This window comes from Pseudomonas sp. 21, from assembly GCF_000955805.1.
Taxonomy (GTDB): domain Bacteria; phylum Pseudomonadota; class Gammaproteobacteria; order Pseudomonadales; family Pseudomonadaceae; genus Pseudomonas.
This window is the reverse complement of the sequence record NZ_JYOA01000001.1, coordinates 636,006-661,279: the sequence shown is the minus strand read 5'-3', so window position 1 is coordinate 661,279 and position 25,274 is coordinate 636,006. Positions and strand designations below refer to the sequence as shown.

The window sequence follows — 25,274 nt, the reverse complement described above, 5'->3', positions numbered from 1 at the left end:
GCATGGCGCGCTCCTACAGGGATGGGCTTCAGCGTTTGGACAGCTGCGCCTTGGCCACCCGCGAGCCGTTGGGCTTGTCGAGCACGGAGCAGATGCGCGCGCCGGCGTCGATCAGCTGGTCCAGGTCGATGCCGGTGTGGATGCCCAGGCCGTTGAGCAGGTAGAGCACGTCCTCGGTGGCGACGTTGCCGGTGGCGCCCTTGGCGTAGGGGCAGCCGCCGAGGCCGGCGACCGAGCTGTCGAACACGGCGATGCCTTCCAGCAGGCTGGCGTAGATGTTCGCCGTGGCCTGGCCATAGGTGTCGTGGAAGTGCCCGGCCAGTTGCGCGCGCGGCACGCGCTGGCCGACGACCTCGAACATGTGCCGGGTGGCACCGGCGGTGCCGACGCCGATGGTGTCGCCGAGGGAGACTTCGTAGCAGCCCATGGCGTGCAGTTCCTCGGCGACGGCGGCGACCTGCGCCACGTCCACCTCACCCTGGTAGGGGCAGCCGAGCACGCAGGAGACGTAGCCGCGCACGCGCACGCCGTGCTGGCGGGCCGCTTCCATCACCGGGATGAAGCGCTCCAGGCTCTCCTTGATCGAGCAGTTGATGTTCTTCTGCGAGAAGGCTTCGGAGGCGGCGGCGAATACCGCGACTTCCTTGACCTGCGATTCCAGCGCGGCCTCGAAGCCCTTCAGGTTCGGCGCGAGCGCGGCGTAGGTGACGCCGGCCTTCTGCCGGATGCCGGCGAAGACTTCCGCCGAGCCGGCCATCTGCGGCACCCACTTGGGCGAGACGAAGCTGCCGACCTCGATGTAGCCCAGGCCGGCGGCGGTGAGGTCGTCCACCAGGCGCACCTTGTCGGCGACGGCGATGGGTTGCTTCTCGTTCTGCAGGCCGTCGCGCGGGCCGACTTCGACGAGGCGGACGGATTGGGGCAGGGTCATGGATTGTCCTCGTTGGATTCGTGCGAATGGCGGCTCTTCCTGTAGGAGCGAGCTTGCTCGCGAACCTGCTTCACACCGGGATATCAGGGTGCAATGCGTTCGCGAGCAAGCTCGCTCCTACAAGGAAGGCATCGGCGTCAGGCCGGCGCTTCTTCCAGTTCGACCAGCGCCGTACCTTCCGACACCAGCTCGCCTTCGCTGCAATACAGCGATTTCACCACGCCGGCGTGCGGCGCGCGAATGCTGTGTTCCATCTTCATGGCTTCGAGCACCACCAGCGCGGCGCCGGCTTCGACGCTCTGGCCGGGTTCTACCAGGATGCGCACGATGCTGCCGTTCATGGGGGCGCCCAGGCCACCCTGGTGCGAATGTGCGGCTTCGGCCTCGGCAATGGGGTCGAAACGCTGCACGCCGACCAGCTCGCCGTTCCATTCCAGATAGAGGCTGTCGCCACGGCGGATCACCTGATGGCGGCGGCGAGTCTCGCCGTCCTTCACGTCCAGCCATTGCCCGTCGAGCTGGGCGATGCGCTGGCCGTCGGCATGGCGCAGACGCACCACTTGCGACTCACCCTTGGCCAGCAGGTGCAGGTCGGTTTCCCCCGGCAGGCCGCTGCGCCAGCCGCTCTGGGCGGACCAGGGCGAATGGGCGTCATCGCCGCGCACGCGGGTGGCTTCGCTTTGCACCCAGGCTTCGCCGGCCAGTTGCCAGAAGCGCTCGGGCAGGGCGGTCGGAGCGGGCAGCAGGGTGTCCTGGTAGCGGGCGATGAAGCCGGTGTCCAGTTCGCCGTCGGCGAAGGCCGGGTGGGCCAGTACGCGGCGCAGGAAGGCCAGGTTGGTCTTGAAGCCGCCAACGGCGGTTTCGGCGAGCATCGACAGCAGGCGCTGGCGCGCTTCCTCGCGGTTCTCGCCCCAGGCAATCAGCTTGGCCAGCATCGGGTCGTAGAACGGCGAGATGTCGTCGCCCTCGCGGATGCCGCTGTCGGTCCGGCGGCCAGGGCCGGCGGCGGGTTCGCGGTACAGCGCGAGGTGGCCGCTGGCGGGCAGGAAGCCGCCTTCGGGGTCTTCGGCGTAGAGGCGCACTTCGATGGCGTGGCCGTTCAGCGGCACCTGTTCCTGGGTGATCGGCAGCGGCTCGCCACGGGCGACGCGAATCTGCCAGGCGACCAGGTCGAGGCCGGTGATGGCTTCGGTGACCGGGTGTTCCACCTGCAGGCGGGTGTTCATTTCCATGAAGAAGAACTGGCCGCTGCCTTCGTCGTAGAGGAACTCCACGGTGCCGGCGCCGACGTAGCCGATGGCCTGGGCTGCGCGCACGGCGGACTCGCCCATGGCGGCGCGCAGTTCGGCGGAGAGGCCCGGGGCCGGCGCTTCCTCGACGACTTTCTGGTGGCGGCGCTGGATCGAGCAGTCGCGCTCGTTGAGGTACAGGCAGTGGCCGTGCTGGTCGGCGAACACCTGGATTTCCACGTGGCGCGGCTTGGTCAGGTACTTCTCCACCAGCATGCGCGAGTCGCCGAAGCCGGACTGCGCTTCACGCTGGGCGGATTCCAGCGCCTCGGCCAGCTCGGCCTCGCGCTCGACGACCTTCATGCCCTTGCCGCCACCGCCAGCAGCGGCCTTGAGCAGCACCGGGTAGCCGATGCGCTGGGCTTCGCGCTGGAAGGTGGCGTAATCCTGGGCCTCGCCATGGTAGCCGGGCACCAGCGGCACGCCGGCGGTTTCCATCAACGCCTTGGCGGCGGACTTGCTGCCCATGGCGTCGATGGCGCTGGCCGGCGGGCCGAGGAAGATCAGCCCGGCCTCTTCGCAGGCGCGGGCGAAACCGGCGTTTTCCGAGAGGAAGCCGTAGCCGGGGTGGATGGCCTGGGCGCCGGCAGCCTTCGCGGCGGCCAGCACGGCGTCCGCGCGCAGGTAGCTTTCAGCCGGCTTGGCGCCGCCCAGGTCGATGGCGATGTCCGCCTCTTCGACGTGGCGGGCGTTGCGGTCGGTGGCGCTGTGCACGGCCACGGTGGTCAGGCCCAGGGCCTTGGCGGTGCGCATCACGCGGCAGGCGATTTCGCCGCGGTTGGCCACCAGCAGGGTATCGATCTTGTTCATCAGACTTGCTCCTGCCAGGACGGTTTGCGTTTTTCCAGGAAGGCGTGCAGGCCTTCCTGCCCCTCCGGGCTGATGCGGATGCGGGCGATGGCGGCTTCGGTGTAGCGGCGGCGTTCGGGGGTGAGTTCGCCGGCGCCGATTTCCTGGAACAGCGCCTTGCAGGCGACCAGCGCCGCCGGGCTGTTGTTCATCAGGTTGGCGATCCAGGCCTCGGCTTCATCGTCCAGTTCGGCGGCCGGATAGTGCTCGTCGACCAGGCCCAGCTCGCGGGCACGGATGCCGCTGAAACGCTCGGCGGTCATGGCGTAGCGGGTGGCGGCGCGCTGGCCGATGGCCTTGGTGACGAAGGGGCCGATGGTGGCCGGGATCAGGCCGATGCGCACTTCGGACAGGCAGAACTGCGCATCCTCGGCGGCCAGCACCATGTCGCAGCAGGCGGCCAGTCCCACGCCGCCGCCAAAGGCCGCGCCCTGCACGATGGCAAGCGTCGGCTTCTTCAGCTGGTGCAGGTTGTAGAGCAACTCGGCGAGCTGCTGGGCGTCGTTCAGGTTGCCCTGGTAGTCCAGTTTCACGGATTCCTGCATCCACGCCAGGTCCGCGCCGCCGCAGAAGTGGCGGCCACGGCCGCGCAGCACGACGAGGCGCACGCGCTCGTCGTTGGCCACGGCGCCCAGCGCCTGGATCAGCTCGGCGATGGTCTGGGCATTGAAGGCGTTGTTCTTCTCCGGGCGGTTCAGCCACAGGCTGGCGACGCCGCGCGGGTCGATATCGAGCTCAATGTTCTGGAATTCTGTCATGTGACCATTCTCAAGTTGGGCAGGTGGGTCGTCCCTCACCCCCGGCCCCTCTCCCAGCGGGAGAGGGGAGAAGAGCATTACATGCGGAAGACGCCGAAGCGGGTCGCTTCGACAGGCGCGTTGAGCGAGGCGGAGAGGGCCAGGCCGAGCACGTCGCGGGTCTGCGCCGGGTCGATGACGCCGTCGTCCCACAGGCGGGCGCTGGAGTAGTAGGGGTGACCCTGGCGCTCATACTGTTCGAGGATCGGTGCCTTGATCTTTGCCTCGTCCTCGGCGGACAGCGCGTTGCCGGCGCGTTCGGCCTGCTCGCGCTTGACCTGGGCCAGCACGCCGGCAGCCTGTTCGCCGCCCATCACGCCGATCCGCGCGTTGGGCCACATCCACAGGAAGCGCGGGTCGTAGGCGCGGCCGCACATGCCGTAGTTACCGGCGCCGAAGCTGCCGCCGATGATCACGGTGAACTTCGGCACCTGGGCGCAGGCCACCGCGGTGACCAGCTTGGCACCGTGCTTGGCGATGCCGCCGGCCTCGTACTTCTGGCCGACCATGAAGCCGGTGATGTTCTGCAGGAACACCAGCGGGATGCCGCGCTGGCAGGCCAGCTCGATGAAGTGCGCGCCTTTCTGCGCGGCCTCGGCGAAGAGGATGCCGTTGTTGGCGAGGATCGCCACCGGGTAGCCGTGCAGGTGGGCGAAGCCGCACACCAGGGTGGTGCCGAACAGCGCCTTGAACTCGTCGAATTCGCTGCCGTCGACCAGGCGGGCGATGATCTCGCGCACGTCGAAGGGCTGCTTGCTGTCCACCGGGATCACGCCATAAAGCTCGTCGGCGGCGTACAGCGGGGCGCGCGGGGCGCGGGTGTTGAGCTTGCCCTGCTTGCTCCAGTTGAGGTTGGCGATGCAGCGGCGGGCGATGGCCAGCGCATGCTCGTCGTCCTCGGCGTAGTGGTCGGCGACGCCGGAGGTCTTGCAGTGCACATCGGCGCCGCCCAGGTCCTCGGCGCTCACCACTTCACCGGTGGCGGCCTTCACCAGCGGCGGGCCGGCGAGGAAGATGGTGGCCTGGTTGCGCACCATGATGGTCTCGTCGCTCATCGCCGGCACGTAGGCGCCACCGGCGGTGCAGGAGCCCATCACCACGGCGATCTGTGGGATGCCCTGGGCGCTCATGTTGGCCTGGTTGAAGAAAATCCGGCCGAAGTGTTCGCGGTCGGGGAAGACTTCGTCCTGGCGCGGCAGGTTGGCGCCGCCCGAATCCACCAGGTAGATGCACGGCAGGCGGTTCTGCTGGGCGATGGTCTGGGCGCGCAGGTGTTTCTTCACGGTCAGCGGGTAGTAGCTGCCGCCTTTCACCGTGGCGTCGTTGCCGACGATCATGCATTCCACGCCTTCCACGCGGCCGATGCCGGCGACCACGCCGGCGGCGGCGACGTCTTCGCCGTACACCTCATGGGCGGCGAGGGCGGAGACTTCGAGGAAAGGCGAGCCTGCGTCGAGCAGGCGGTTGATGCGCTCGCGCACCAGCAGCTTGCCGCGCGCGGTGTGCTTGGCCTGGGCGGCAGCGCCGCCGCCTTCGTGGACGCGGCCGAGGACGGCGCGCAGGTCCTGGACGCTTTCCAGCATGGTCGCGGCGTTGGCGGCGTATTCCGGGGAACGGGTGTTGAGTTGGGTGCCGAGGATGGTCATGGCGTCTCCACGAGCTGGGATTCTTTTTGTAGGAGCGAGCTTGCTCGCGAAGCTCTGCGTGAGGCGGTTCGCGAGCAAGCTCGCTCCTACAAGGGCGAAGGCGTTGGCGTTCAGCGGGTCTCGTTGAACAGCTCGCGGCCGATCAGCATGCGGCGGATTTCGCTGGTGCCGGCGCCGATCTCGTAGAGCTTGGCGTCGCGCAGCAGGCGGCCGGTGGGGAACTCGTTGATGTAGCCGTTGCCACCGAGGATCTGGATGGCGTCCAGGGCCATCTGGGTGGCGCGCTCGGCGGTGTAGAGGATCACCCCGGCGGCGTCCTTGCGGGTGGTCTCGCCACGGTCGCAGGCCTGGGCCACGGCATAGAGGTAGGCGCGGCTGGCGTTGAGCTGGGTGTACATGTCGGCGACCTTGCCCTGGATCAGCTGGAACTCGCCGATGCTCTGGCCGAACTGCTTGCGGTCGTGGATGTAGGGGACGATGACGTCCATGCAGGCCTGCATGATGCCGATCGGGCCGCCGGCGAGGACCACGCGCTCGTAGTCCAGGCCGCTCATCAGCACCTTCACGCCGCCGTTGACCGCGCCCAGCACATTCTCTTCCGGCACTTCCACGTCATCGAAGAACAGCTCGCAGGTGTTCGAGCCGCGCATGCCCAGCTTGTCGAACTTGCTGCCACGGCTGAAGCCTTTCCAGTCGCGCTCGACGATGAACGCGGTGATGCCGTGGGCGCCTTTCTCCGGCTCGGTCTTGGCGTAGATCACATAGGTGTTGGCGTCCGGGCCGTTGGTGATCCAGGTCTTGCTGCCGTTGAGGACGAAGCGGTCGCCGCGCTTTTCGGCGCGCAGCTTCATCGACACCACGTCGGAGCCGGCGTTGGGCTCGCTCATGGCCAGGGCGCCGATGTGCTCGCCGCTGATCAGCTTGGGCAGGTACTTGGCCTTCTGCTCGGCATTGCCGTTGCGCTTGATCTGGTTGACGCACAGGTTGGAGTGCGCGCCGTAGGACAGGCCGACCGACGCCGAGCCACGGCTGATTTCCTCGATGGCGATGACGTGGGCCAGGTAACCCATGTTGGCGCCGCCGTATTCCTCCGCCACGGTGATGCCGAGCAGGCCCATGTCGCCGAACTTCTTCCACATGTCCATGGGGAACAGGTTGTCGGAATCGATCTGCGCGGCGCGCGGGGCGAGTTCGCTAGCGACGAAGCCCTGCACCTGCTCGCGCAGCATGTCGATGGTTTCGCCGAGGCCGAAGTTGAGGGAGGGGTAGCTCATGGAATCACCTGTACTTGTATTTGTAATCGGATGAGAGAGCGGGCAGGGCAGCGAGATCAGCTGGTCGCGCGCTGCTTGCGGGGTTTGTCGGTCTCGGCCATGGCCGCCAGGCAGCGTTCCTCGGCCGTGTCCAGTTCCAGTTTCATCTGCTCGATGTCGAGCAGCTGCTGTTCCAGCTGTGCGCGGCGCGCGGTGATCTTGTCGAGGAAGGTCTGCAACTGCCTGGTGTTGCCGCTGCTGGGATCGTAGAGGTCGATCAGCTCCTTGCACTCGGCCAGCGAGAAGCCGATGCGCTTGCCGCGCAGGATCAGTTTCAGCGCCACCAGGTCCTTCGCGCTGTAGACGCGCTCTTGCCCACGGCGCTCGGGGCTGAGCATTTCCTGCTCCTCGTAGAAGCGGATGGCGCGGGTGGTGACGTCCAGTTCGCGGGCCAGCTCGGAGATGGTGTAGGTCGTGGGCATGGGAATCTTCTTGCTCGGTCGTTTACCTTTACGTTAACGTAAACCTGCCTTGGGTCACTGTCAATACAGCTCGAAGGCGGCCCGGGAAGGTTGTGGAAAGGTCCTGCAAGGTTCACTGGCGCGGGAATTGCCTGGCCATCGATATGAACCTTCCTACTGGGGACTTCCCCTTTACGGACGCCGCCTGCGGGTGTACACAGCCCTGACCAGCCTGCGAGTTCCCTGCCCTCAAAGAGAGCGCGGAACCTACCGGAGCGATGCATGACGACAAGAACAATAAGCAGCGACCTGCTGCGCGAAGCCCACCTGGCCCGTGAACGCCTGCAACAGGAAGGCGAAGTCCCCAGTGGCGTGCTCCGCGAGGAAATCGACGCCTCCTGGCGGCGCAGCGTCGGCCATGGCCTGGACTGTGCCAGCGGCACCGAGCACGGCCTCGACACGCGGGTCAAACCCGACGTGCTGCTGGCCGGCAACCGCCTGCTGCTCGACGCCGCCATCCCTGAACTCGACTACCTGCAACAGCGCCAGGGCCATGACGGCGTGATCATCCTGGCCAACGCCGACGCCACCATCCTCTCCGTCGAAGGCGCCCGCGAGCGCATGCAGAGCAAGGGCCTGGCCGACATCGTCCAGGGCGCCTGCTGGAGCGAGGCCTCCCGCGGCACCAACGCCCTGGGCACCGCGCTGGTGGAAAAGCGCGCCACGCAGATCGACTGCGGCGAACACTTCCTCGACCGCCTGAGCCGCTTCTCCTGCACCTCGGTGCCCATCGAAGGGCCGCAGGGCACGTTGCTCGGCGTGCTCGACATGACCCGCGAAGGGCCGCTCTCCGGCCCGCGTGAAAGTCTCTCGCTGCTCAGCCTCGCGGTGTTCCAGATCGAGGCGCGGCTGTTCGCCGTCAGCCATCCGGGGCAGGTGGTGATCGCCTTCCATTACCGTCGCCAGTACCTGGATTCCGCCTGGCAGGGCCTGCTCGCGCTGGGGCTGGACGGCAAGGTGCTGGCCGTCAGCGGCCAGGCTTGCCAACTGCTCGGTGCCCACCGCGAAAGCCTGGTGGGCCGGCGCAGCGAAGATTTCCTCGGCCTGCGCGGCGACCAGTTGCTCGGCCGCCTCTACCAGGGCGGCGTCGGCAGCCTGCAGACGCCCAAGGGCGAGCTGTTCTACAAGACCCTGCAGGCGCCGCTGCGCAGCCACGCGGTGCCGGTCAGCGCCCGCGCGCCACGCCCGGCCGCCGGCCCCGAACTCGAGGCACTCGCCGGCAGTCACCCGCGTTACGCCCGCGCCCTGCGCATGGCGCGCCAGGGGCTGGTGAACGAATTGCCGGTACTGCTGCTGGGCGAAACCGGCAGCGGCAAGGAAGTGGTTGCCCGTGCCCTGCACCAGGCCAGTGCGCGCAGCGACAAGCCCTTCGTCGCGGTGAACTGCGCGGCGATTCCCGAAGGTCTGATCGAGTCCGAACTCTTTGGCTACCGCGAAGGCGCCTTCACCGGATCGCGACGTGGCGGCATGGTCGGCCGGCTGCAACAGGCCCACGGCGGCACGCTGTTCCTCGACGAAATCGGCGATATGCCGCTGGCGCTGCAGGCGCGCCTGCTGCGCGTGCTGCAGGAGCGCAAGGTAGCGCCGCTGGGCGCCGGTGAAGAGCAGGACATCGATGTCGCGCTGATCTGCGCCACCCACCGTGACCTCAAGCGCCTGGTGGAAGAAAAGCACTTCCGCGAGGACCTCTACTACCGCGTCAACGGCATCAGCGTGAAGCTGCCGGCGCTGCGCGAGCGCGACGACCTCGCCGAACTGGCAACCGGCGTGCTGGCTCGTCTCGGTGCGCCGAAGGTGAAACTCTCCGCCGAACTGCTCGGCCTGCTGCGCGAGTATCACTGGCCGGGCAACATCCGCCAGCTGGAGATGGTCCTGCGCACCGCGCTGGCCATGCGCGAGGAGGGCGAGGAGGAACTGAGCCTCGATCACCTGCCCGACAGTACCCTCGACGAGCTCGCCGCCGGCGAACGCCCGCAGAGCGGCAGCATCCGCGAGAACGAACTGGAGCTGATCCGCCAGGCGCTGGAGCGCCACCAGGGCAACGTCTCCGCCGCCGCCGATGCGCTGGGCATCAGTCGCGCTACGCTGTACCGCAAGCTCAAGCAACTCAAGGTGGGTTGATGTTCTTCACCCGCCTGATCGACAGCGAAGACCCGCAGCAACTCAAGGCCTCGCTGCGCTGGCTGTACGGCTTCGTCAGGCCGCACAAGGTGGCGATTGCCGGGCTTCTCGGATTGTCGTTCTGCGCCTCCCTGCTGGTGCTCGCGCAGCCCTGGCTGACCAAGACGCTGATCGACGACGGCCTGCTGGCGAAGAACTTCCCGGTGCTGGTAACGGTGGCCGTGGCGATGATCGTCGTCGGTCTGGTGGGTACGGCGCTGTCGGGACTCAACCGCTTCCTGCACACGCGCCTGTCCGGGCGTATCCTGTTCTCCCTGCGCGATGCGCTGTATCGCCATCTGCAGACCCTGTCGCCGAGCTTCTTCGGCCGCCGCCGCATCGGCGACCTGATGTCCCGGCTGGATGGCGACGTCGCGGAAATCCAGCGCTTCGCCGTGGACTCGCTGTTCTCCGCCGTCTCCAGCGTGATCGGGCTGATCGGCGCATTGGCACTCCTGCTGACGCTGTCCTGGCAACTGTCGCTGCTGGTGGCGCTGCTGATTCCCCTGGACGTGCTCTGGCTGCGCTGGATGCGGCGCAAGGTCGAGCGTGAGGCGCGCGGGCTGCGCGAGCGTTCGGCAGACCTGTCGTCGTTCTTCGTCGAGACCTTGCCGGCGATGAAATTCATCCAGTCCGCCGGCCAGCAGAACCGCGAAGCCGGGAGGCTGGAAGGCCTGGGGCAGGGCTATCTGGGCCAGCTGCTGCGCCTGCAACTCACCGAGTTCTTCACCCAGGCCGTGCCGGGCACGCTGATGTCGCTGTCCCGCGCCTGCGCTTTCCTGGTCGGCGGTTACTGGGTGGTGCAGGGCACCTGGCAACTGGGTTCGCTGATCGCCTTTTCCACCTACCTCGGCATGGCCATCGGGCCGGTGCAGAGCCTGCTCGGCCTGTACGTCGCCTTGCAGCGCATGACCGTCAGCCTCAGTCGGGTGATGGAACTGCGCGGCGAGGAAGCGACCATCGTTTCACCCGCCGCACCACGGCCGATGCCGTTGGTGGGCGAGCTGCGCCTGGAGAACCTGCACTACGCCTGGCCGGGCCGTGCGCAGGCCGTTTTGCAGGACGTGCAGGCGGTGATTCCTGCCGGCCTCAAGGTCGCGCTGAGCGGCCCGTCCGGGGTTGGCAAGAGCACCCTGATCGACCTGCTGCAGCGCTTCTACGACCCCGACCAGGGGCGCATCCTGCTCGACGGCATCGACGTGCGCGAACTCGACCTGCAAGCCCTGCGCCGGCGCGTGGCGGTGGTCAGCCAGGACATCGTGCTGTTCCGCGGCAGCCTGGCCGACAACCTGGCCTACAGCGCGCCAGAATCGAGCCGCGAGGCCATCGAGAAAGCCGCTCGCGCCGCGCAGCTGGACAGCCTGATCGCCAGCCTGCCCGAAGGCCTCGACAGCCCGCTGGGCGAGCGTGGCCAGCAGCTTTCCGGCGGGCAGAAACAACGCATCGCCATCGCCCGCGCGCTGTTGCAGGACCCGCTGATCCTTGTCCTGGACGAAGCCACCTCGCAGGTGGATGAAAGTACCGAGCGCGAGGTGATCGCGGCCATCGACCAGCTGTTCGCCGGGCGCACGCGACTGCTGATCAGCCACCGCACCTCGACCCTGGCCGCCGCCGACCTGCACCTGGAGTTGCAGGATGGGCAGATACGTGTGCGCGAGGCCCAGCCGGTGCAGCACCATGAGGCCTGAGCTGCGGGTCGGGGTGGTCGATAGCGGTTTTGCCGACTCCCAGTCCGCGTGCGTCAGTGCTGCGCGGCGGTTCTTCCTCACCGACACCGGCCATGCTGAGGGCGAATCCCAGGTGGATGCCCTTGGCCACGGAAGCGCTGTCTGCGCAGCCATTCTTTCCCATGCGCCGAGTGTCCGCCTGGCTGTCGCCCAGGTCTTCGATGAGCGCGGCGTGACCAGCCCGTTGCAGATCGCCGCTGCGCTGCGCTGGCTCGGCGAGCAGGGCGTGCGGGTGATCAACCTGAGCCTGGGCGTGCGCCAGGATCGGCCGATCCTGCGCGAGGCCGTGGCGGAACTGGTCGAAGCTGGCGTGATCGTCTGCGCGTCCAGCCCGGCGCGGGGTGAACCGGTTTTTCCGGCGGGCTATCCCGGCGTAATTCGAGTGACGGGCGATGCGCGCTGTGGTGAAAAAGAGTGGTCCTGGCTGGATAGTCCGCAGGCGGATTTCGGTGCGGCAGTGAAGGTTGCCGGGCGCTCTGGCGCGAGCCTGGGGTGTGCAGCCTTCAGTGGCCATCTGGCTGCGTTACTGGTGGCGCGGCCGGAGCTTTCCTATGTCCAGCTCATCGAGCTGATGCGGGAGCGGGCGGCGTTTCGCGGGATCGAGCGGAAGGTGGGGCCGTGAGTGACAAGGCCGTCCTGATCCTCGGCGCCGGCCCCGCAGGAGCGGCTGTTGCCCTCGGCCTGCGCCGTCTTGGTCATCCCGTCACAGTGATCAGTGAATGGCGCCGCTTCGCCGCCGTCGAAGGTGTTTCCCAGCGCGTACTCGAAGGCCTGCGCAATGCCGGCTTGCGGCAGGCGCTGGAGTGCGTCGCGCCTCCGTCGCAGCGTCGCGTGCACTGGAACGGCGTGGAGAGCGCGCAGAACATCGAATGCGTCCTCGATCGTCCGCGCTTCGATGCCGGGCTGCGCGAGGACATGGCGCAAGCGGGAGTCGAGCTGATCGAGTCGCAAGCGCTGGCGGTGGAGGAAGACGGCACCGGCTGGCGCGTGAAGCTGGATGACGGCCGGGAAGTGCAGGGCGCCTTCCTCGTCGAAGCCCGCGGGCGCCAGGCGCCATTGAATCAAAAGGGCCAGAAGGCCCGGCGCGGCCCGGAAACCCTCAGCCTGCTCAATCGCTGGCTGGGCGAGCCCGGTCCTCTGGCGACCGCAGTGGAGAGCCTGCCCGACGGCTGGGCGTGGATGGCGCGGCTGGAGGATGGGCGCTGCTACTGGCAGCTCACCCTGGACGTCGCCAGCAGCCGACTGCCGCCCCGCGAGCAGCTGCTCGACTACTGCCGCGAGCGCCGCCGTGCGTCGAGGCTGGTCCGGCAATTCTTCGGTGCTGCCGAGGAGCGCGAGCTGGACCTGCACGCCCGCAGCAGCACGGCGATCCTCTGCCTGGAGGCTTGCGGCGATAATTGGATTCGCGTGGGCGATGCGGCGATGGCGGTGGACCCGTTGTCGGGCAATGGCATCTTCCAGTCGCTGTCCTCGGCGTTGCAGGCGCCACTGGTGATCAACACGCTGCTGCGCGCGCCGGCGCGGGCGGAACTGGCCAGGCGCTTCCATCAGCAGCGGGTCGAGCAGCTGTTCCTGCGCTTCGCCCGCGTTGGCCGCGACTTCTATGCCAGCGAAAATCAATGGGCCGACCAGCCGTTCTGGCAGTCGCGCCGCGCGTGGCCGGACGAGCAGCCGAGCCATCCGCCGGCAGACTTCGCCAGCCTGCGCATCGAGCGTGCTCCGGTGCTGAAGGGCGAGTTCGTCGATGAGGCGGAAGTGGTGGTCAGCGCCGACCAGCCACTCGGCATCTGGCACCTCGATGGCCTGGAGCTGGCGCCCTGGCTGCGCCGGCTGCGCGCAGAACCCGAGGCCCAGGTACTGGCAGACCTGCCGCCGGAACGGCGCCGGGTCTTCCAGGGCTGGCTGCTCGCCCAGGGCTATCGCCCGCGGCTTTAACCACTTCACGGATTTTCGAGGCCGCGCCGGGCGATGATGCACGGCTGCCCGATGGAGAATCCCATGGCCTTCCTGCGATCCGCCTTTGCCCTGTCGCTGATCCTGCTGACGCTCTTCGATACTTCGCTCGCCGCTTCGACGTCGGCGACCGATAGCGCCAGCGCGGAGCGCTTCCTGCGTCAACTGTACGCCAGCTATACGCCGGACGGCCCGGGCGTGCCGAACAAGACGCTGAAGGAAGAGGACGTCTACGACGCCTCGCTGATCGCCCTGATGAAGGCTGACCAGGACGCCGCCGATGGCGGGCTGGGCTATCTCGGTGGCGACCCGTTGTGCGATTGCCAGGACTGGGGCGACATCAAGGTGAAGTCGCTGGCGTTCACCCCGGTGGACGACGAACGCATCAAGGCGCGGGTGGTGCTCAAGGACGCACTGACGGGAGAGGATCGCGATCTTGGCCTGTTGCTGCATCGCACGGCCGGGGGCTGGCTGGTCGAAGACTGCTTCAATGAGCAGGGCAGCCTGGCCGAGAACCTGCGGCACAGCACCCGGGAACTGCTGCAGTTGAAGAAGGACGCTGCCAAGCCTTGATCCCCGTGATTCGCGGGGGGACCGATGGTGGCGGGAACGTAGGAGCGGACTCTGTCCGCGATAGGTCCGCATCGCGCTGGCGGCCATCGCGGACAGAGTCCGCTCCTACGAGAGCAAGGCTTACTTGCGGTCGATCCACACGGTCTGCGGGTTGGTGAACTCGCGCAGGCCGAAGTGCGACAGCTCGCGACCGAAGCCGCTCTTCTTCACGCCGCCGATCGGTACGCGCGGGTCGGAAGCGGAGAAGCCGTTGATGAACACGCCACCGCTGACCAGGCGACGGGCCATGTGCTGGGCCTTGGCCTTGTCGGCCGTCCAGATTGCGCCGGAGAGGCCGAACTCGCTGTCGTTGGCCAGTTCCAGGGCGTGCTCGGCGTCGCGGGCGACGATCAGCGAGGCGACGGGGCCGAAGATTTCCTTCTCGAACGCGGTGTTGCCCGGCTGCACGTTGGCCAGCACGGTCGGCGCGTAGTAGTTGCCTTCGCCTTCGAGCTTGTGGCCGCCCAGCAGCAGGGTGGCGCCGTCGGCGATGGCCTGTTGCACCTGGCCGTCCAGCTCGTCGCGCAGGTCGAAGCGGGCCATCGGGCCGACGAAGGTGTCGTCCGCCAGTGGGTCGCCGATCTTCAGCGCCTTGACCGCAGCCAGCAGTTTTTCGGTGAAGGCCGGGGCGATGGATTCTTCGAGGATCATGCGCTTGGCGGCGATGCACACCTGGCCGCAGTTGCCGAAGCGGCTGGCGACGGCGGCTTTCACGGCGGCGTCGAGGTCGGCGTCGGCGAGCACGATGAAGGCGTCGGAACCGCCCAGCTCCAGCACGCACTTCTTCAGCGCGGCACCGGCCTGGGAGGCGATGGCGGCACCTGCGCCGACACTGCCGGTCACGGCGATGGAGGCGATGCGGTCATCGGCGATGGCCTTGGAGACCAGCGGCGGCTCGACGTTCAGCACTTCGAACACGCCTTCCGGCAGGCCGGCCTGCAGCCAGGCGTCGCGCAGCTGGTAGGCGCAGCCCATGACGTTCGGCGCGTGCTTGAGCACGTAGGTGTTGCCGCCCAGGATGATGCTCACCGCGCCGCGCATGACCTGCCAGGTGGGGAAGTTCCACGGCATCACGGCCAGCACCGGGCCCAGCGGCAGGTAGGAGATGTACGCGCCTTCGATGCTGGTCTTCTCGTCTTCGAGCATGGCCGGGCCGTTGTCGGCGTACCACTCGCAGAGGTTGGCGCACTTGTTGATTTCGCCACGGGCCTGGGTGACCGGCATGCCCATTTCCTGGGCTTCCATGCGGGCCATCGGCTCGACGTTGGCGCGCAGCACTTCGGCCATCTTGCGCAGCACGGCGACACGTTCGGCGATGCTGGTGTCGCGCCATTGGCGGAACGCGGCATCGGTGCGGGCCAGCGAGGTTTCCAGCTGGGCGGCGTCTTCGAAGGTGTAGCGGGCCAGTTCCTGGCCGGTGGCGGGGCTGCGGGAGATGGCAGCGGGGATGGCGGCGATCTGGTTCATGGTGAGTCCTGCTTGTTCTGTGGGGGCGCAAGGCCGGTCGTTCGTCCGGGCGTGGTGGCTCCGGGATGGCGCAGAAATTAAGATGCGCATCCATTCATGTAAAATGAATAATCAAGAAAGACTCTTTCTCTCGGAGAGAATCATGGACCTCACCCAGCTGGAAATCGTCCGCGCCGTCGCCACCGAAGGCAGCATCACCGCCGCCGCGGCCCGTCTGCATCGCGTGCCTTCGAACCTGACCACGCGGATCAAACAGCTGGAAGCGGAGCTGGGCACCGAGTTGTTCATCCGCGAGAAGCTGCGCCTCCGTCTGTCGCCTACCGGCCGCAGCTTCCTCGAATACGCTGAACGCATCCTCGATCTGGTGGAGGAGGCCCGGCAGGTCGCGGTGGGCGCCGAGCCCCATGGCGGTTTCTCCCTGGGCTCGATGGAGAGCACGGCGGCGGTGCGCATCCCGGAGATGCTGGCGCGTTATCACCAGCAGTGTCCGAAGGTGCAGCTGGACCTTTCCACCGGCCCTTCGGGCGAGATGATCGACGGCGTGCTCTCCGGGCGTTTCATCGCCGCCTTCGCCGACGGCCCGGCCAACCATCCGCAGCTGGACGGCAAGCCGGTGTACCGCGAGGAGCTGGTGCTGATGAGCGCCAGGCACCATGCGCCGGTGCATGACGCGCGGGACGTGGCGGGGGAGACGGTGTTCGCCTTCCGCGATACCTGCTCCTACCGCAAGCGCCTGGAGAGCTGGTTCGCCGAGCACCGCGTGGTGCCGGGCAAGATCATGGAGATGGAGTCCTACCACGGCATGCTCGCCTGCATCGCGGCGGGCGGCGGCGTGGCGATCATCCCGCGGGCGATGTTCGACAGCCTGGCCGGCGGGCGCAACGTGGCGATCCACCGCCTGGCGCCGCAGCATGCCGACGCGACGACCTGGCTGTTCTGGCGGCGCGGCACCGATACGCCGGCGCTGCGGGCATTTATCGGACTACTGGACGGGCCCATGCCCGAGGCCGAAGTGGCCTGACCGCGGGCCTTTGCGCAGGCTGTTTCGCCGGCGTTACGTAAGGCCTTCGAGACAGCGGTTAAAAATTCATCAGGGCCTCTTGCAGCGGCTTGGCGCTGCGCTAACGTGAATTTCTCTGTTCGTCGTGCGAAGGCGGAAACACCCTTCGCGGCAGGGCGTTTTCCCCGCTGGCCTTCTGCCCGGAGCGCATGATGGAGACACGCAGCAAGAGACGACGCGCCAATACGCTACAGATCACCCTGATGGGGGCGGGGCTGATGCTCCTCGCCATGGTCCTCGCGGTCGCCCTGGTCGGCCTGTGGCCGCAGTCCTACCCGCAGTTCCCTCGCGCCGGCGCAGTCGGCGACCCCGGCGTGCAATGCCTGATCGGCTGGTGCCCGGGGCCGGATGCGCGGCTGCTGGTGATGGTGATGGTTGCCGGCGCGCTGGGCAGTTTCGTGCATGTCGCGAAGTCCTTCGGCGACTTCGTCGGCAACGACCGCTTCATGGCCAGCTGGATCTGGTGGTACCTGCTCAAGCCCTGCATCGGCATGGCGCTGGCGCTGATGCTCTACCTGATCGTGCGCGCGGTATTCCTCGCCATGAGCGCCGCCAGCGACCCGGCCAGCGTCAATCTCTACGGGTTGATGGCCATGGCCGCCCTGGTGGGGATGGCGTCCAAGCAAGGCACCGACAAGTTCACCGTTGTCCTCGATGCGCTGTTCCGCACGCGCCATCCTGCCGGTGACGCACGGCGCAAGGACCCGCTGGAAAACCCCCTGGCCGTCATCACCGAAGCGCAGCCGCCGGTGCTCGACGCCCAGTCGCTCTACGTCACCCTGCGCGGCAAGGGCTTCAGCCGTGGCGCGCGGGTACAGGTGAATGGCAGGGAGCGCGAGACATCGCTGGCCGACAGCTCGCGCCTGGCTTTCCAGCTGATGCCCGAGGATGTGGCCGTTGGCGGCAGCCTGGCCGTGGTGGTGGTCAACCCGCCGCCGGGTGGCGGGCCTTCCGCGACACTGATGCTGGAGGTGAGCGCACCGCCGCAGGCCGAAGCGGAAGCAGGGCCGCCGCAGGCCGATCCGCTGGCGATGGTGGTGGCTTCGGCCGAAGAGGACTCGGCGGTGGCACTGCACTGAGCCACGGGCGGCTTGGCCCTGGTAGGAGCGAGCTTGCTCGCGAACCGCTTCACGCCGGTGCTGCCGGCAGAGCCGTTCGCGAGCAAGCTCGCTCCTGCCCCAAGCCGGAGATACGGAAATAAAAAAGGCCCCGGAAGGGGCCTTTTTCATGGGGGCTGACTGAGCGTCAGGCGCTGCTGTTCACCGTCTCGCGCTTGAGCGGTCTGGTCGCTGGCGCGTGGTGCTCGTCATGGTCGTGATCGTCGACGATCACCGGTACCTCGTTGCCCTCGGCGTCAAACAGTTTGCCGTTCTGGAAGTAGTCACCCTCGTTCAGCGCGGCGATGTCGCGGTAGCGCAGGGTGCGTTCCTCGGCGGCGACGAACACCGACTGCTGGTCCGAGTTGCCGGTCTTGAAGTGGTTGAACAGCAGGTTGAGGCCGATGGCCATGATCGCCGCCGAGCTGATGCCCGAGTGGAAGATGGTGGCGAACCAGCTGGGGAAGTGCTCGTAGAAGCTGGGCGCGGCGATCGGGATCATGCCGAAGCCGATGGAGGTGGCGACGATGATCAGGTTCATGTTGTTGCGGTAGTCGACCTTGGACAGGGTGCGGATGCCGCTCGCCGCCACGGTGCCGAACAGCACCACGCCAGCGCCGCCGAGCACGGAGGAGGGCACCGCGGCGATCACCCGCCCCATCACCGGCAGCAGGCCGAGGGTCACCAGGATCAGGCCGCCGGTGGCTACCACGTAGCGGCTCTTGACGCCGGTCACGGCCACCAGGCCGACGTTCTGGGCGAACGCGCTCTGGGTGAAGGAGCCGAAGATCGGCGCCAGGATGCTGGAGGCCATGTCGGCGCGCAGGCCGTTGCCCAGGCGCTTGGAATCGACCTTGGTGCCGATGATCTCACCGACGGCGAGGATGTCCGCCGAGGTCTCCACCAGGGTCACCATGATCACGATCAGCATCGAGATGATGGCGGCGATGTGGAAGGTCGGCAGGCCGAAATGGAAGATCGACGGGAAGGCCACCATCGGGCCTTCGGCCACGCGGGAGAAGTCGGTCATGCCCAGGGCGGCGGCGATCAGGGTGCCGATCACCATGGCCAGCAGGATCGACAGGCGCGAGATGGAGGCGCTGCCCAGCTTGCTCAGCAGCAGGACGATCACCAGGGTGAGCGCGGCAAGGCCGATGTTGGCCATGCTGCCGAAGTCCGGTGCCTTGGGGTTGCCGCCCATGGCCCAGCGCGCCGCCACCGGCATCAGCGTCAGGCCGATGGTGGTGATGACGATGCCGGTGACCATCGGCGGGAAGAACTTGGTGATGCGCGAGAAGATCGGCGTGATCAGGAAACCGATGAACGAGGCCGCCATCACCGCACCGAGCACGGCGGGCATGCCGCCACCCTCATAGCCGCCACCGAGGATGGCGATCATGGTGGCGACGCCGGCGAAGGATACGCCTTGCACCAGCGGCATCTGTGAGCCGAAGAAGGGGATGCCGAGGGTCTGCAGCAGGGTGGCGAGGCCACCGGCGAACAGCGAGGCGGCGATCAGCAGGCCGATTTCGCTTGGGCTGAGCCCGGCCGCTTGGCCGAGGATGAGGGGCACGGCGACGATACCGCCGTACATGGTCAGAACGTGTTGCAGGCCGTACGCCAGGTTGGCGCCGATTCCGAGGTTCTCGTCTTCCGGGCGTGCTCCGGCGGACGCTACAGCTGAACGATCATTCATGGCTGAGGACTCGCTTGTTTTTGTTGTGCGGCCACTGTAGACAAAGTCCGTAGGAAATATCCACTGGTTTGTATACATTTTCGCGGCCGATGGTCCGGAATCTGACCGGGCGGTTAGGTGTTTTTTTTAACTGGATAGCTCTGCAATCGGCGTTCTGCATGAAATCCTGACTCGGATGGCTCTGCCCAAAATGTGTGCACGTTTGAATCCAAAAGCACCAGTTGGCTGCATGCAAAGCGCCGAAAGGTTCTTTGCGGCCACCTGGACACAGGACGTCGCAATTTGTGGGCCAGGGGTGCCTCGGGTGCGTTGCGTTCCCCCGTGGGGGCCGCTCCTGCTATAACCGTCCGTCACGATTTGCGCAGGACTGCATCAGAAGATGGCCCTCCCGCCACTGCACAGTTTCAGGGTGTTCGAAAGCGTGGCCCGCCTGGGCAGCCTGGCGGCGGCTGCCGTCGAACTGCACGTCACCACCGGCGCGGTCAGCCAGCAGGTCAAGGCGCTGCAGGCCGGCCTGGGCGTGGAGCTGTTCGAGAAGCGCGGCCGCCAGTTGGTGCTGACCGCCAGTGGGCGGGCGTTGCAGAAGAGCGTGGCCAGCGCGATGGACGAGATCGGCGGGGCGGTCCTGGCGTTGCAGGCAGAAGGGCGCCCGGACGAGGAGCGGGTGGCTATCTGCCTGTCGATCCCTCCGGCCGAAGGCGTGGAGTGGCTGACCCGGCCGCTGCTGCGCTTCATGGAGGAGTCGCGCTCGGTGCGGGTCAGCGTGATCACTGCGCCGGGCATGCCGCAGGTGGACTGGCGCCGCGCCGACGTGGCGGTGATCTACGGCACGCCGCCGTGGCCGGGTGTCTGGTGGCGCCTGCTGCATGGCATCCGCATGACGCCGGTGTGCAGCCCGCAGTACCTGCGCGGGCCGCTGGCCATCGTCGAGGCCGCCGATCTGGCGCGGCACCGGCTGCTCCACGAGGACGATGGCAGCCAGTGGCAGCAATGGCTGGCCGAGGCTGGCCACAGTCGGGGAGGCGCCGAGGACATTCATTTCGAGGATTTCGGCATGGTCCTGCAGGCGGCGCGCGATGGCTTCGGCGTGGCGCTCAGCGACGAGACGGTGTCACAGCGCGACCTCGACGAAGGGCGGCTGGTGCGCCCGCTGCCGATCTCGGTGGCGGCGGTGCACAACTACTACGTGATCTGCCCCGAGGCGAAGCGCGAACGCCCGGAGGTCCGGGCATTCATCGAGTGGTTGCTGTCGGTGGGGGAGTAGCGCCCAACCCACGAGCTCGATGGATCGGTGAGCCTGTAGGCGCGAGCTCGCTCGCGAACAGCGGCCTGCCGTCCTGCACTTTTGTATCAGGCTGACCCCGCTTCGCGAGCAAGGACTGGGCGTCCCCCTCGGTCCCACAAAAGGCGAGTTGGGCGCAGGCCTCAGTAGCCGTAACCGCGCCCATCCGTGAACTGGATATCGGTCAGGATGCTGATGTCCTTCTCCACCTTGTACAGCTCCGAGCTCCTGATCAGTTCCGGGTCGCTGAAGGCTTCGCCCTTGGCGTGGCCGGCCTGGATCTGCTGCATCTTGTCGCGCACCGCGACGACGTCGGCGTAGGTCATGGCCGGCACCTTGCTCGGGTCCTCGTCGGCGTGGGCGCCGTAGAGGGTGGTCTGCGGGTTGATCACCTTCAGGGTGGCGTCCAGCGAGGCGACGTAATCCCTCAGGTTCCCCGCCAGCAGCCAGGATGGATAGAGATGGTCGCCGGAGAGCAGGATGTTGTGCGCCTCATCAAACAGCGCGACTTCGTCCGGCGTGTGGCCGGGCATGCTCAGCAGGCGCAGCTTGAGGCCGCCCAGGTCGATCACTTCATCGGGCTTCACCAGCCGCGACACCTTGAAGGGCGCCAGCGTCATGTGGTCGATGTTGCCCAGGTAGACCGGCTCGGGCACCTGGTAGAGGCCGTCGGCGCGACGGAATCTGGCGGTGAAGGGGGTATCCACCAGGTAGATGCTCTGGAAGTTGTGCAGCCCGCCCAGATGGTCGAAGTGCAGGTGCGAGGGCAGTACCGAGAGCGGCTTGTCGGTGATCCGGCGGGCGACCTGGGTGATGTCTTCCTTCTGGTTTGCGCCCGAGTCGAACATCAGGGCGTGGTCCGAACCTACCAGCAGGTACGAATAGTTCTTCTGGTAGTAGTTCGGCTCGCCGATGGCGTAGAGGAAGTCGGTGAGCTTGTGGACGACGAAGGCCGGTTGCTCGGCCTTCGGCGCTTCCGCCGCCTGGGCGGCAAAGGGAGCGGCGAGGAAGGTGGAGGAAGCCAGGGCCAGGGCTTTGATCAGCGTGCGCATGGGGCGCGAACCTCTTTCTCGTTGTTGTCGGTGGATGTCGGCAGCGTTTGTCTGCCCGGTCATCTCAGCGCCGGCGGGCGGTTGGTTCAATGCACGATTTCTAAAGCCTGTCCGTTGAGTTTGCCTAAAGCGTCGCTCCGTTGCGGCCACATGGCTGGTGAAACAGGGCCCTGGAAAGCGGCGGTGCGGCTCGTCGGGGCGGCGGAGGCAGGGTTGCCATCTCCGAGTGATCAACTATGACTTTCAGGGAGCCCCCTACCAGGATTCCCTTGAACGATGGCATGGCCCCGCTTGCAGTTCGCTTTAGGTGCGCTGGTTCCGCTGAGCCTGATGCTGCCCGGGTCGCCGACCCGCGCCGATTGCACGCTCAGTCCGGGGCCGGGCAATGACAGCCATGTCTGCAGCTCCGGGAGTGCTCCATCGCTGACCGATACCGCAGGCAACAACAGCCTGACCTTCCCGGCCGCCGGCACGGGGGCAATCACCGGCAACGTCACCTTCGGCGCTGGTAACGACCGGGTGCTGATGGAGTCGGGCAGCATCGGTGGCAGCCTGGCCCAGGGCGCAGGCGCCGACAGCCTGGTGATGAGCGCCGGGTCCATCCAGGGAGCGGTCAGCCAGGGCGATGGCATCGATGATTTCCGCATGAGTGGCGGCATCATCGGTTCCCTCGCCCAGGGCGACCAGCGCGACACCTTCAGCATGACCGGCGGCACCATTATCGGCGCCTTCGAAGACGGCGATTCGGCATGGATGAGTGGGGGCACCATCGGCCGCGTGGACATGAAGCTGGACAACAACCTCTTCGACCTGTCCGGTGGTTCGATCATCGGCAATCTGGTCACCGGCTTCGGCCAGGACACCATCATCGTCTCCGGCGGCAGCATTGGCGGTAACGTCAGCCTCAGCGGCGGCAATGACAGCGTGACCCTCACCGGCGGCGGGATACGCGGGCAGATCCTGATGAGCGTGGGTAACGACGTTCTGAACTGGACGGGCGGTGGCACGGTGCGCAGCGCCATCCTGATGGGCGATGGTGACGACGTCGCCACGCTCACCAACCTCAGCGAGATCCAGTTGGGCAGCACTCCCTCTCTCGATGGTGGTGCGGGAACTGACCGGCTGACCTTCGCCAACACCTCGACCAATCGAGGCGGGCGCTACGTGGGCTGGGAGAGCATCGATCTGATCCAGGGCTCGCGCCTGGACCTCAACGACACCCTGGTCCTGGGGGACAGCGCGTCCGGCACGGGGACGCTGTCCCTGGATTCCAGCAGCCTGCTGACCTCCAGCGGTGGGCGAGTGGTGCCGAGCAATGCCGCGCTCAATGCCAGGCTGGTCAACGCCGGGGTGATCGACCTGACCACCTCCGGCGCCAGCGCCTCCGATCGCCTCACCGTCAACGGCGACTACCAGGGCAATGGCGGCATCCTGCGCCTGCAGAGCGTACTGGCTGGCGACCAGGCGGCGTCCGATCGCCTGGTGGTGAACCAGGGCAGCATTGCAGGTCTCACCTCCCTGGAGATCAGCAACCTCAATGGCGCTGGCGCGCTGACCGAGCTCAACGGCATCCAGGTGGTCGAGGCGGGAGCGGGCGCGGTCAGCACCAACGACGCGTTCAGCCTGGCCCAAGGTTTGTCGGCCGGTCCGTACCAGTACTACCTGTTCAAGGGCGGCTATACCGCCGGATCGGAAAACAGCTGGTACCTGCGCTCCAGCGTGTCGGCTCCGGAGGCAGTGGCTCCGGAGGAGCCTGGCACGCCAGAGCAGCCCGGCACGCCGGAACAGCCTGGCACTCCGGAGCAGCCCGGTACGCCAGAACAGCCCGGCGCACCGCAGGACCCCGAGGCTCCCTTCGTGCCCGCCGCCACCGCCCCTGTGGCAGCACCCGGAACGCCTTCGCTGCCCACGCCGAGTGCGGGCGAGACCATCGTCATCTACCGCCCGGAAGTGCCGCTGTATTCTGCCGTGCCGCCGGTGGCTTCGCTGCTCGTGCTCAGCGCCATCGGCACCTTCCACGAGCGCCAGGGCGAGCAGAGCCTGCTCGGCGAAACCGGCGCGCTGCCGGCCGGCTGGGTGCGAGGCCTGGGGCAGGACCTGCGGCAGAGCTGGTCGGGGAACGCCTCGCCCAGCTTCGACGGCAACCTCAACGGTTTTCAGATCGGCCACGACCTGTTCGGCCTGACGACGAGCAACGGCTACACCCAGCGGGCGGGCCTGTTCGCCGGCCACTCCAGCATCGACGGCGACGTGAAGGGGTTCAGCCTCGGCTTCGAGGATCGTCACAGTGGCGACATCGACCTGGATGGCGACAGCCTCGGCGCCTACTGGACCCTGAGTCATCCTGCCGGCAGCTATCTCGATCTGGTCGCCATGGGCACACGCCTGGATGGCCGTAGTCGTTCCGATCGCGGTTACAAGATCGACCTCGATGGGCATGCCTGGGCGGTCTCCGCCGAGGCCGGTCATCCGTTCCCGCTCAGCGCGCGCTGGGTAATCGAACCGCAAGCGCAGCTGATTGCACAGAAGGTCTCGCTGGACAGCGACGACGACGGGATTTCCCATGTGTCCTTTGACAATCAGGAGTTCTACACCGGCCGTCTCGGTGTGCGCCTGAAGGGGCGCTACCTGGTCAACGGAACACCGCTGGAACCCTGGCTGCGCAGCAACCTCTGGCACACTTTCGGCGGGCGCGATGCGGTGGTCTACGACCACGCCGATGCCATCCGCACCGACCATCAGAGCAGTTCGATGGACATCGGTGGCGGCATCGCTGCGCGCCTTTCCCGGGACGTCGCGCTCTACGCGTCAGCCACCTACAGCGGCAATCTCGACAGCGAAAACCAGGAGTCCCTGACGGGCAGCATCGGCGTACGCGTCAGCTGGTAAAGCGGCATTAGAAAACTTGATTCAGCGTGTCATCCATTAGCGCAGCTTATCCTTCATTCGGGGATTTCATGGCAGCGCCGGCGTCCTCCCGTTAGAAATACCCAGGCCGGGCGTGCTGCCTGGCGCCTTCGTGCCCACCGATTCCGGAGACATTCCCATGAAGTCCAGATGGACCGCTTTGCTTTGCCTGCTGAAAACCCTGTCCGTCGCCTGGGGCGACTACAACAAGCGCAACTTCGTCCGCCGCTGAGGCGGGCAATTCGATCATCCGCCTCCGCTGCACACCAAGGATTTCACCATGCCTCCCGTCACGCCTCGCATTGACCCCGCCATCGCTTCCATCGCCCCTGGCTTTCGCGCCCTGAGCATCACGGTCGAGGCCGCGCCGATCCGCCATCCTGCGGTGGCCGAGCAGGCCCGGCAGCGAGCCTGCGCGGCGCTCCTGGCGGGCGAGCCGGCCTGGGCCGAGGCGCACCTGGCGGCGTGGGCCGAAGTGTTTCGCCGCTTTGGCGCCAAACCCCAGCGCACGCCCTGTTCGGCGGAGGCGCTGCGCAAGCGTGTGCTGCGTGACGGCAGCCTGCCGGTCATCGATCCGGTGGTGGACCTGTACAACGCCATCAGCGTGCAGTTCGCGATTCCGGTGGGTGGCGAGAACCTCGCCGCCTACGCCGGAACCCCGCGCCTGGTGATCGCCGCAGGCAACGAACGCTTCGACACCATGAAGGACGGCGCGCCGGCCCACGAGTCGCCCGACGCCGGCGAAGTCGTCTGGCGTGACGACCTCGGCGTCACCTGCCGCCGCTGGAACTGGCGGCAGGGCGTGCGCACCCGCCTGGATGCCGAGGCGCAGCAGATGTGGTTCATCCTCGAAAGCCTGCCGCAGATGCCGCTGGAAGCCCTGCGCGAGGCGGGCGATCAACTGATCGACGGGCTGCAGGAAATGATGCCGGGCGCCAAGGCCGAGGCGCTGCTGGTGGAGTGTCGGGGGTAAGC

At 67.1% G+C, this 25,274-nt stretch carries 19 protein-coding genes; 10 read left to right on the top strand and 9 right to left on the bottom strand.

Going from position 1 to position 25,274, the window contains the following annotated elements:
• Positions 1 to 28: 28 nt before the first annotated feature.
• The 6 genes from UB43_RS02855 to UB43_RS02830 all read right to left on the bottom strand — a co-directional run bounded on the left by UB43_RS02855 (position 29) and on the right by UB43_RS02830 (position 7,247).
• Entirely contained in the window at positions 29 to 931 is a 903-nt protein-coding gene (locus UB43_RS02855; protein ID WP_045208215.1) for a hydroxymethylglutaryl-CoA lyase, read from the bottom strand.
• Positions 932 to 1,068: 137 nt separating this feature from the next.
• Positions 1,069 to 3,030, bottom strand: coding sequence for an acetyl/propionyl/methylcrotonyl-CoA carboxylase subunit alpha (locus UB43_RS02850; protein ID WP_045208213.1), 1,962 nt, complete (start codon positions 3,028 to 3,030; stop codon positions 1,069 to 1,071).
• Positions 3,030 to 3,827 carry a gamma-carboxygeranoyl-CoA hydratase gene (locus UB43_RS02845; RefSeq protein ID WP_045208211.1) on the bottom strand — a complete coding sequence of 266 codons (798 nt, stop codon included), beginning with the start codon at positions 3,825 to 3,827 and terminating at the stop codon, positions 3,030 to 3,032. Before UB43_RS02845 ends, UB43_RS02850 begins: the two co-directional genes overlap by 1 nt.
• Positions 3,828 to 3,904: 77 nt before the next feature.
• On the bottom strand, positions 3,905 to 5,512 hold the full coding sequence (locus tag UB43_RS02840) for a carboxyl transferase domain-containing protein (RefSeq protein ID WP_045208209.1): 1,608 nt from the start codon (positions 5,510 to 5,512) through the stop codon (positions 3,905 to 3,907).
• A 110-nt stretch (positions 5,513 to 5,622) separates the two neighbouring features.
• Entirely contained in the window at positions 5,623 to 6,786 is a 1,164-nt protein-coding gene (locus tag UB43_RS02835) for an isovaleryl-CoA dehydrogenase (RefSeq protein ID WP_045208207.1), read from the bottom strand.
• A gap of 56 nt (positions 6,787 to 6,842) precedes the next feature.
• Positions 6,843 to 7,247 carry a MerR family DNA-binding transcriptional regulator gene (locus UB43_RS02830; protein ID WP_045208205.1) on the bottom strand — a complete coding sequence of 135 codons (405 nt, stop codon included), beginning with the start codon at positions 7,245 to 7,247 and terminating at the stop codon, positions 6,843 to 6,845.
• Between the two features lie 261 nt (positions 7,248 to 7,508).
• Here UB43_RS02830 and UB43_RS02825 point away from each other — a divergent pair, with 261 nt between their 5' ends.
• The 5 genes from UB43_RS02825 (at position 7,509) to UB43_RS02805 (ending at position 13,699) form a co-directional block, all read left to right on the top strand.
• Positions 7,509 to 9,407 carry a sigma-54-dependent Fis family transcriptional regulator gene (locus UB43_RS02825; RefSeq protein WP_045208203.1) on the top strand — a complete coding sequence of 633 codons (1,899 nt, stop codon included), beginning with the start codon at positions 7,509 to 7,511 and terminating at the stop codon, positions 9,405 to 9,407.
• Positions 9,407 to 11,134, top strand: a complete 1,728-nt coding sequence (locus tag UB43_RS02820; protein WP_045208202.1) for an ABC transporter ATP-binding protein — start codon at positions 9,407 to 9,409, stop codon at positions 11,132 to 11,134. The genes UB43_RS02825 and UB43_RS02820 overlap by 1 nt, the downstream gene beginning before the upstream one ends.
• Positions 11,124 to 11,795 (top strand): S8 family serine peptidase, encoded by a 672-nt coding sequence (locus UB43_RS02815; RefSeq protein WP_045208894.1) that lies wholly within the window; start codon positions 11,124 to 11,126, stop codon positions 11,793 to 11,795. The genes UB43_RS02820 and UB43_RS02815 overlap by 11 nt, the downstream gene beginning before the upstream one ends.
• Positions 11,792 to 13,108 (top strand): NAD(P)/FAD-dependent oxidoreductase, encoded by a 1,317-nt coding sequence (locus tag UB43_RS02810; RefSeq protein WP_045208200.1) that lies wholly within the window; start codon positions 11,792 to 11,794, stop codon positions 13,106 to 13,108. The genes UB43_RS02815 and UB43_RS02810 overlap by 4 nt, the downstream gene beginning before the upstream one ends.
• Positions 13,109 to 13,171: 63 nt before the next feature.
• Entirely contained in the window at positions 13,172 to 13,699 is a 528-nt protein-coding gene (locus tag UB43_RS02805; protein WP_045208198.1) for a DUF3828 domain-containing protein, read from the top strand.
• 120 nt (positions 13,700 to 13,819) lie between these two features.
• Here UB43_RS02805 and UB43_RS02800 read toward each other — a convergent pair whose 3' ends face one another.
• Entirely contained in the window at positions 13,820 to 15,205 is a 1,386-nt protein-coding gene (locus tag UB43_RS02800; protein ID WP_045208197.1) for an NAD-dependent succinate-semialdehyde dehydrogenase, read from the bottom strand.
• Between the two features lie 142 nt (positions 15,206 to 15,347).
• On the opposite strand from UB43_RS02800, the gene UB43_RS02795 reads away from it, so the two are divergent.
• Together UB43_RS02795 and UB43_RS02790 are read left to right on the top strand one after the other, a co-directional pair.
• Positions 15,348 to 16,226, top strand: coding sequence for a LysR family transcriptional regulator (locus tag UB43_RS02795; RefSeq protein WP_045208195.1), 879 nt, complete (start codon positions 15,348 to 15,350; stop codon positions 16,224 to 16,226).
• Between the two features lie 191 nt (positions 16,227 to 16,417).
• Complete coding sequence (locus UB43_RS02790; protein WP_045208194.1) at positions 16,418 to 17,344, top strand: hypothetical protein; 927 nt, start codon at positions 16,418 to 16,420, stop codon at positions 17,342 to 17,344.
• A 166-nt stretch (positions 17,345 to 17,510) separates the two neighbouring features.
• Here UB43_RS02790 and UB43_RS02785 read toward each other — a convergent pair whose 3' ends face one another.
• Positions 17,511 to 19,058, bottom strand: a complete 1,548-nt coding sequence (locus UB43_RS02785) for a nucleobase:cation symporter-2 family protein (protein ID WP_045208192.1) — start codon at positions 19,056 to 19,058, stop codon at positions 17,511 to 17,513.
• A 379-nt stretch (positions 19,059 to 19,437) separates the two neighbouring features.
• Here UB43_RS02785 and UB43_RS02780 point away from each other — a divergent pair, with 379 nt between their 5' ends.
• Positions 19,438 to 20,322 carry a LysR substrate-binding domain-containing protein gene (locus UB43_RS02780; protein WP_045208189.1) on the top strand — a complete coding sequence of 295 codons (885 nt, stop codon included), beginning with the start codon at positions 19,438 to 19,440 and terminating at the stop codon, positions 20,320 to 20,322.
• 161 nt (positions 20,323 to 20,483) lie between these two features.
• Here UB43_RS02780 and UB43_RS02775 read toward each other — a convergent pair whose 3' ends face one another.
• Positions 20,484 to 21,392 (bottom strand): MBL fold metallo-hydrolase, encoded by a 909-nt coding sequence (locus UB43_RS02775; RefSeq protein WP_045208187.1) that lies wholly within the window; start codon positions 21,390 to 21,392, stop codon positions 20,484 to 20,486.
• A 276-nt stretch (positions 21,393 to 21,668) separates the two neighbouring features.
• On the opposite strand from UB43_RS02775, the gene UB43_RS02770 reads away from it, so the two are divergent.
• Together UB43_RS02770 and UB43_RS02765 are read left to right on the top strand one after the other, a co-directional pair.
• The gene (locus UB43_RS02770; protein WP_045208186.1) at positions 21,669 to 24,281 is read left to right on the top strand and encodes an autotransporter outer membrane beta-barrel domain-containing protein; all 2,613 of its coding nucleotides are present in this window, start codon (positions 21,669 to 21,671) and stop codon (positions 24,279 to 24,281) included.
• 298 nt (positions 24,282 to 24,579) lie between these two features.
• The gene (locus UB43_RS02765; RefSeq protein ID WP_045208185.1) at positions 24,580 to 25,272 is read left to right on the top strand and encodes a B3/4 domain-containing protein; all 693 of its coding nucleotides are present in this window, start codon (positions 24,580 to 24,582) and stop codon (positions 25,270 to 25,272) included.
• Positions 25,273 to 25,274: the final 2 nt, after the last annotated feature.

What these genes read in the sequence shown, in the direction of transcription:
- UB43_RS02795 (WP_045208195.1), top strand. Translation starts at nt 15,348, where the DNA reads ATGGACCTCACCCAGCTGGAAATCGTCCGCGCCGTCGCCACCGAAGGC.
- UB43_RS02820 (WP_045208202.1), top strand. Translation starts at nt 9,407, where the DNA reads ATGTTCTTCACCCGCCTGATCGACAGCGAAGACCCGCAGCAACTCAAG.
- UB43_RS02830 (WP_045208205.1), bottom strand. Translation starts at nt 7,247, where the DNA reads ATGCCCACGACCTACACCATCTCCGAGCTGGCCCGCGAACTGGACGTC.
- UB43_RS02790 (WP_045208194.1), top strand. Translation starts at nt 16,418, where the DNA reads ATGGAGACACGCAGCAAGAGACGACGCGCCAATACGCTACAGATCACC.
- UB43_RS02825 (WP_045208203.1), top strand. Translation starts at nt 7,509, where the DNA reads ATGACGACAAGAACAATAAGCAGCGACCTGCTGCGCGAAGCCCACCTG.
- UB43_RS02765 (WP_045208185.1), top strand. Translation starts at nt 24,580, where the DNA reads ATGCCTCCCGTCACGCCTCGCATTGACCCCGCCATCGCTTCCATCGCC.
- UB43_RS02815 (WP_045208894.1), top strand. Translation starts at nt 11,124, where the DNA reads ATGAGGCCTGAGCTGCGGGTCGGGGTGGTCGATAGCGGTTTTGCCGAC.
- UB43_RS02855 (WP_045208215.1), bottom strand. Translation starts at nt 931, where the DNA reads ATGACCCTGCCCCAATCCGTCCGCCTCGTCGAAGTCGGCCCGCGCGAC.
- UB43_RS02785 (WP_045208192.1), bottom strand. Translation starts at nt 19,058, where the DNA reads ATGAATGATCGTTCAGCTGTAGCGTCCGCCGGAGCACGCCCGGAAGAC.
- UB43_RS02845 (WP_045208211.1), bottom strand. Translation starts at nt 3,827, where the DNA reads ATGACAGAATTCCAGAACATTGAGCTCGATATCGACCCGCGCGGCGTC.
- UB43_RS02835 (WP_045208207.1), bottom strand. Translation starts at nt 6,786, where the DNA reads ATGAGCTACCCCTCCCTCAACTTCGGCCTCGGCGAAACCATCGACATG.
- UB43_RS02805 (WP_045208198.1), top strand. Translation starts at nt 13,172, where the DNA reads ATGGCCTTCCTGCGATCCGCCTTTGCCCTGTCGCTGATCCTGCTGACG.
- UB43_RS02780 (WP_045208189.1), top strand. Translation starts at nt 19,438, where the DNA reads ATGGCCCTCCCGCCACTGCACAGTTTCAGGGTGTTCGAAAGCGTGGCC.
- UB43_RS02800 (WP_045208197.1), bottom strand. Translation starts at nt 15,205, where the DNA reads ATGAACCAGATCGCCGCCATCCCCGCTGCCATCTCCCGCAGCCCCGCC.
- UB43_RS02775 (WP_045208187.1), bottom strand. Translation starts at nt 21,392, where the DNA reads ATGCGCACGCTGATCAAAGCCCTGGCCCTGGCTTCCTCCACCTTCCTC.
- UB43_RS02840 (WP_045208209.1), bottom strand. Translation starts at nt 5,512, where the DNA reads ATGACCATCCTCGGCACCCAACTCAACACCCGTTCCCCGGAATACGCC.
- UB43_RS02850 (WP_045208213.1), bottom strand. Translation starts at nt 3,030, where the DNA reads ATGAACAAGATCGATACCCTGCTGGTGGCCAACCGCGGCGAAATCGCC.
- UB43_RS02770 (WP_045208186.1), top strand. Translation starts at nt 21,669, where the DNA reads ATGGCATGGCCCCGCTTGCAGTTCGCTTTAGGTGCGCTGGTTCCGCTG.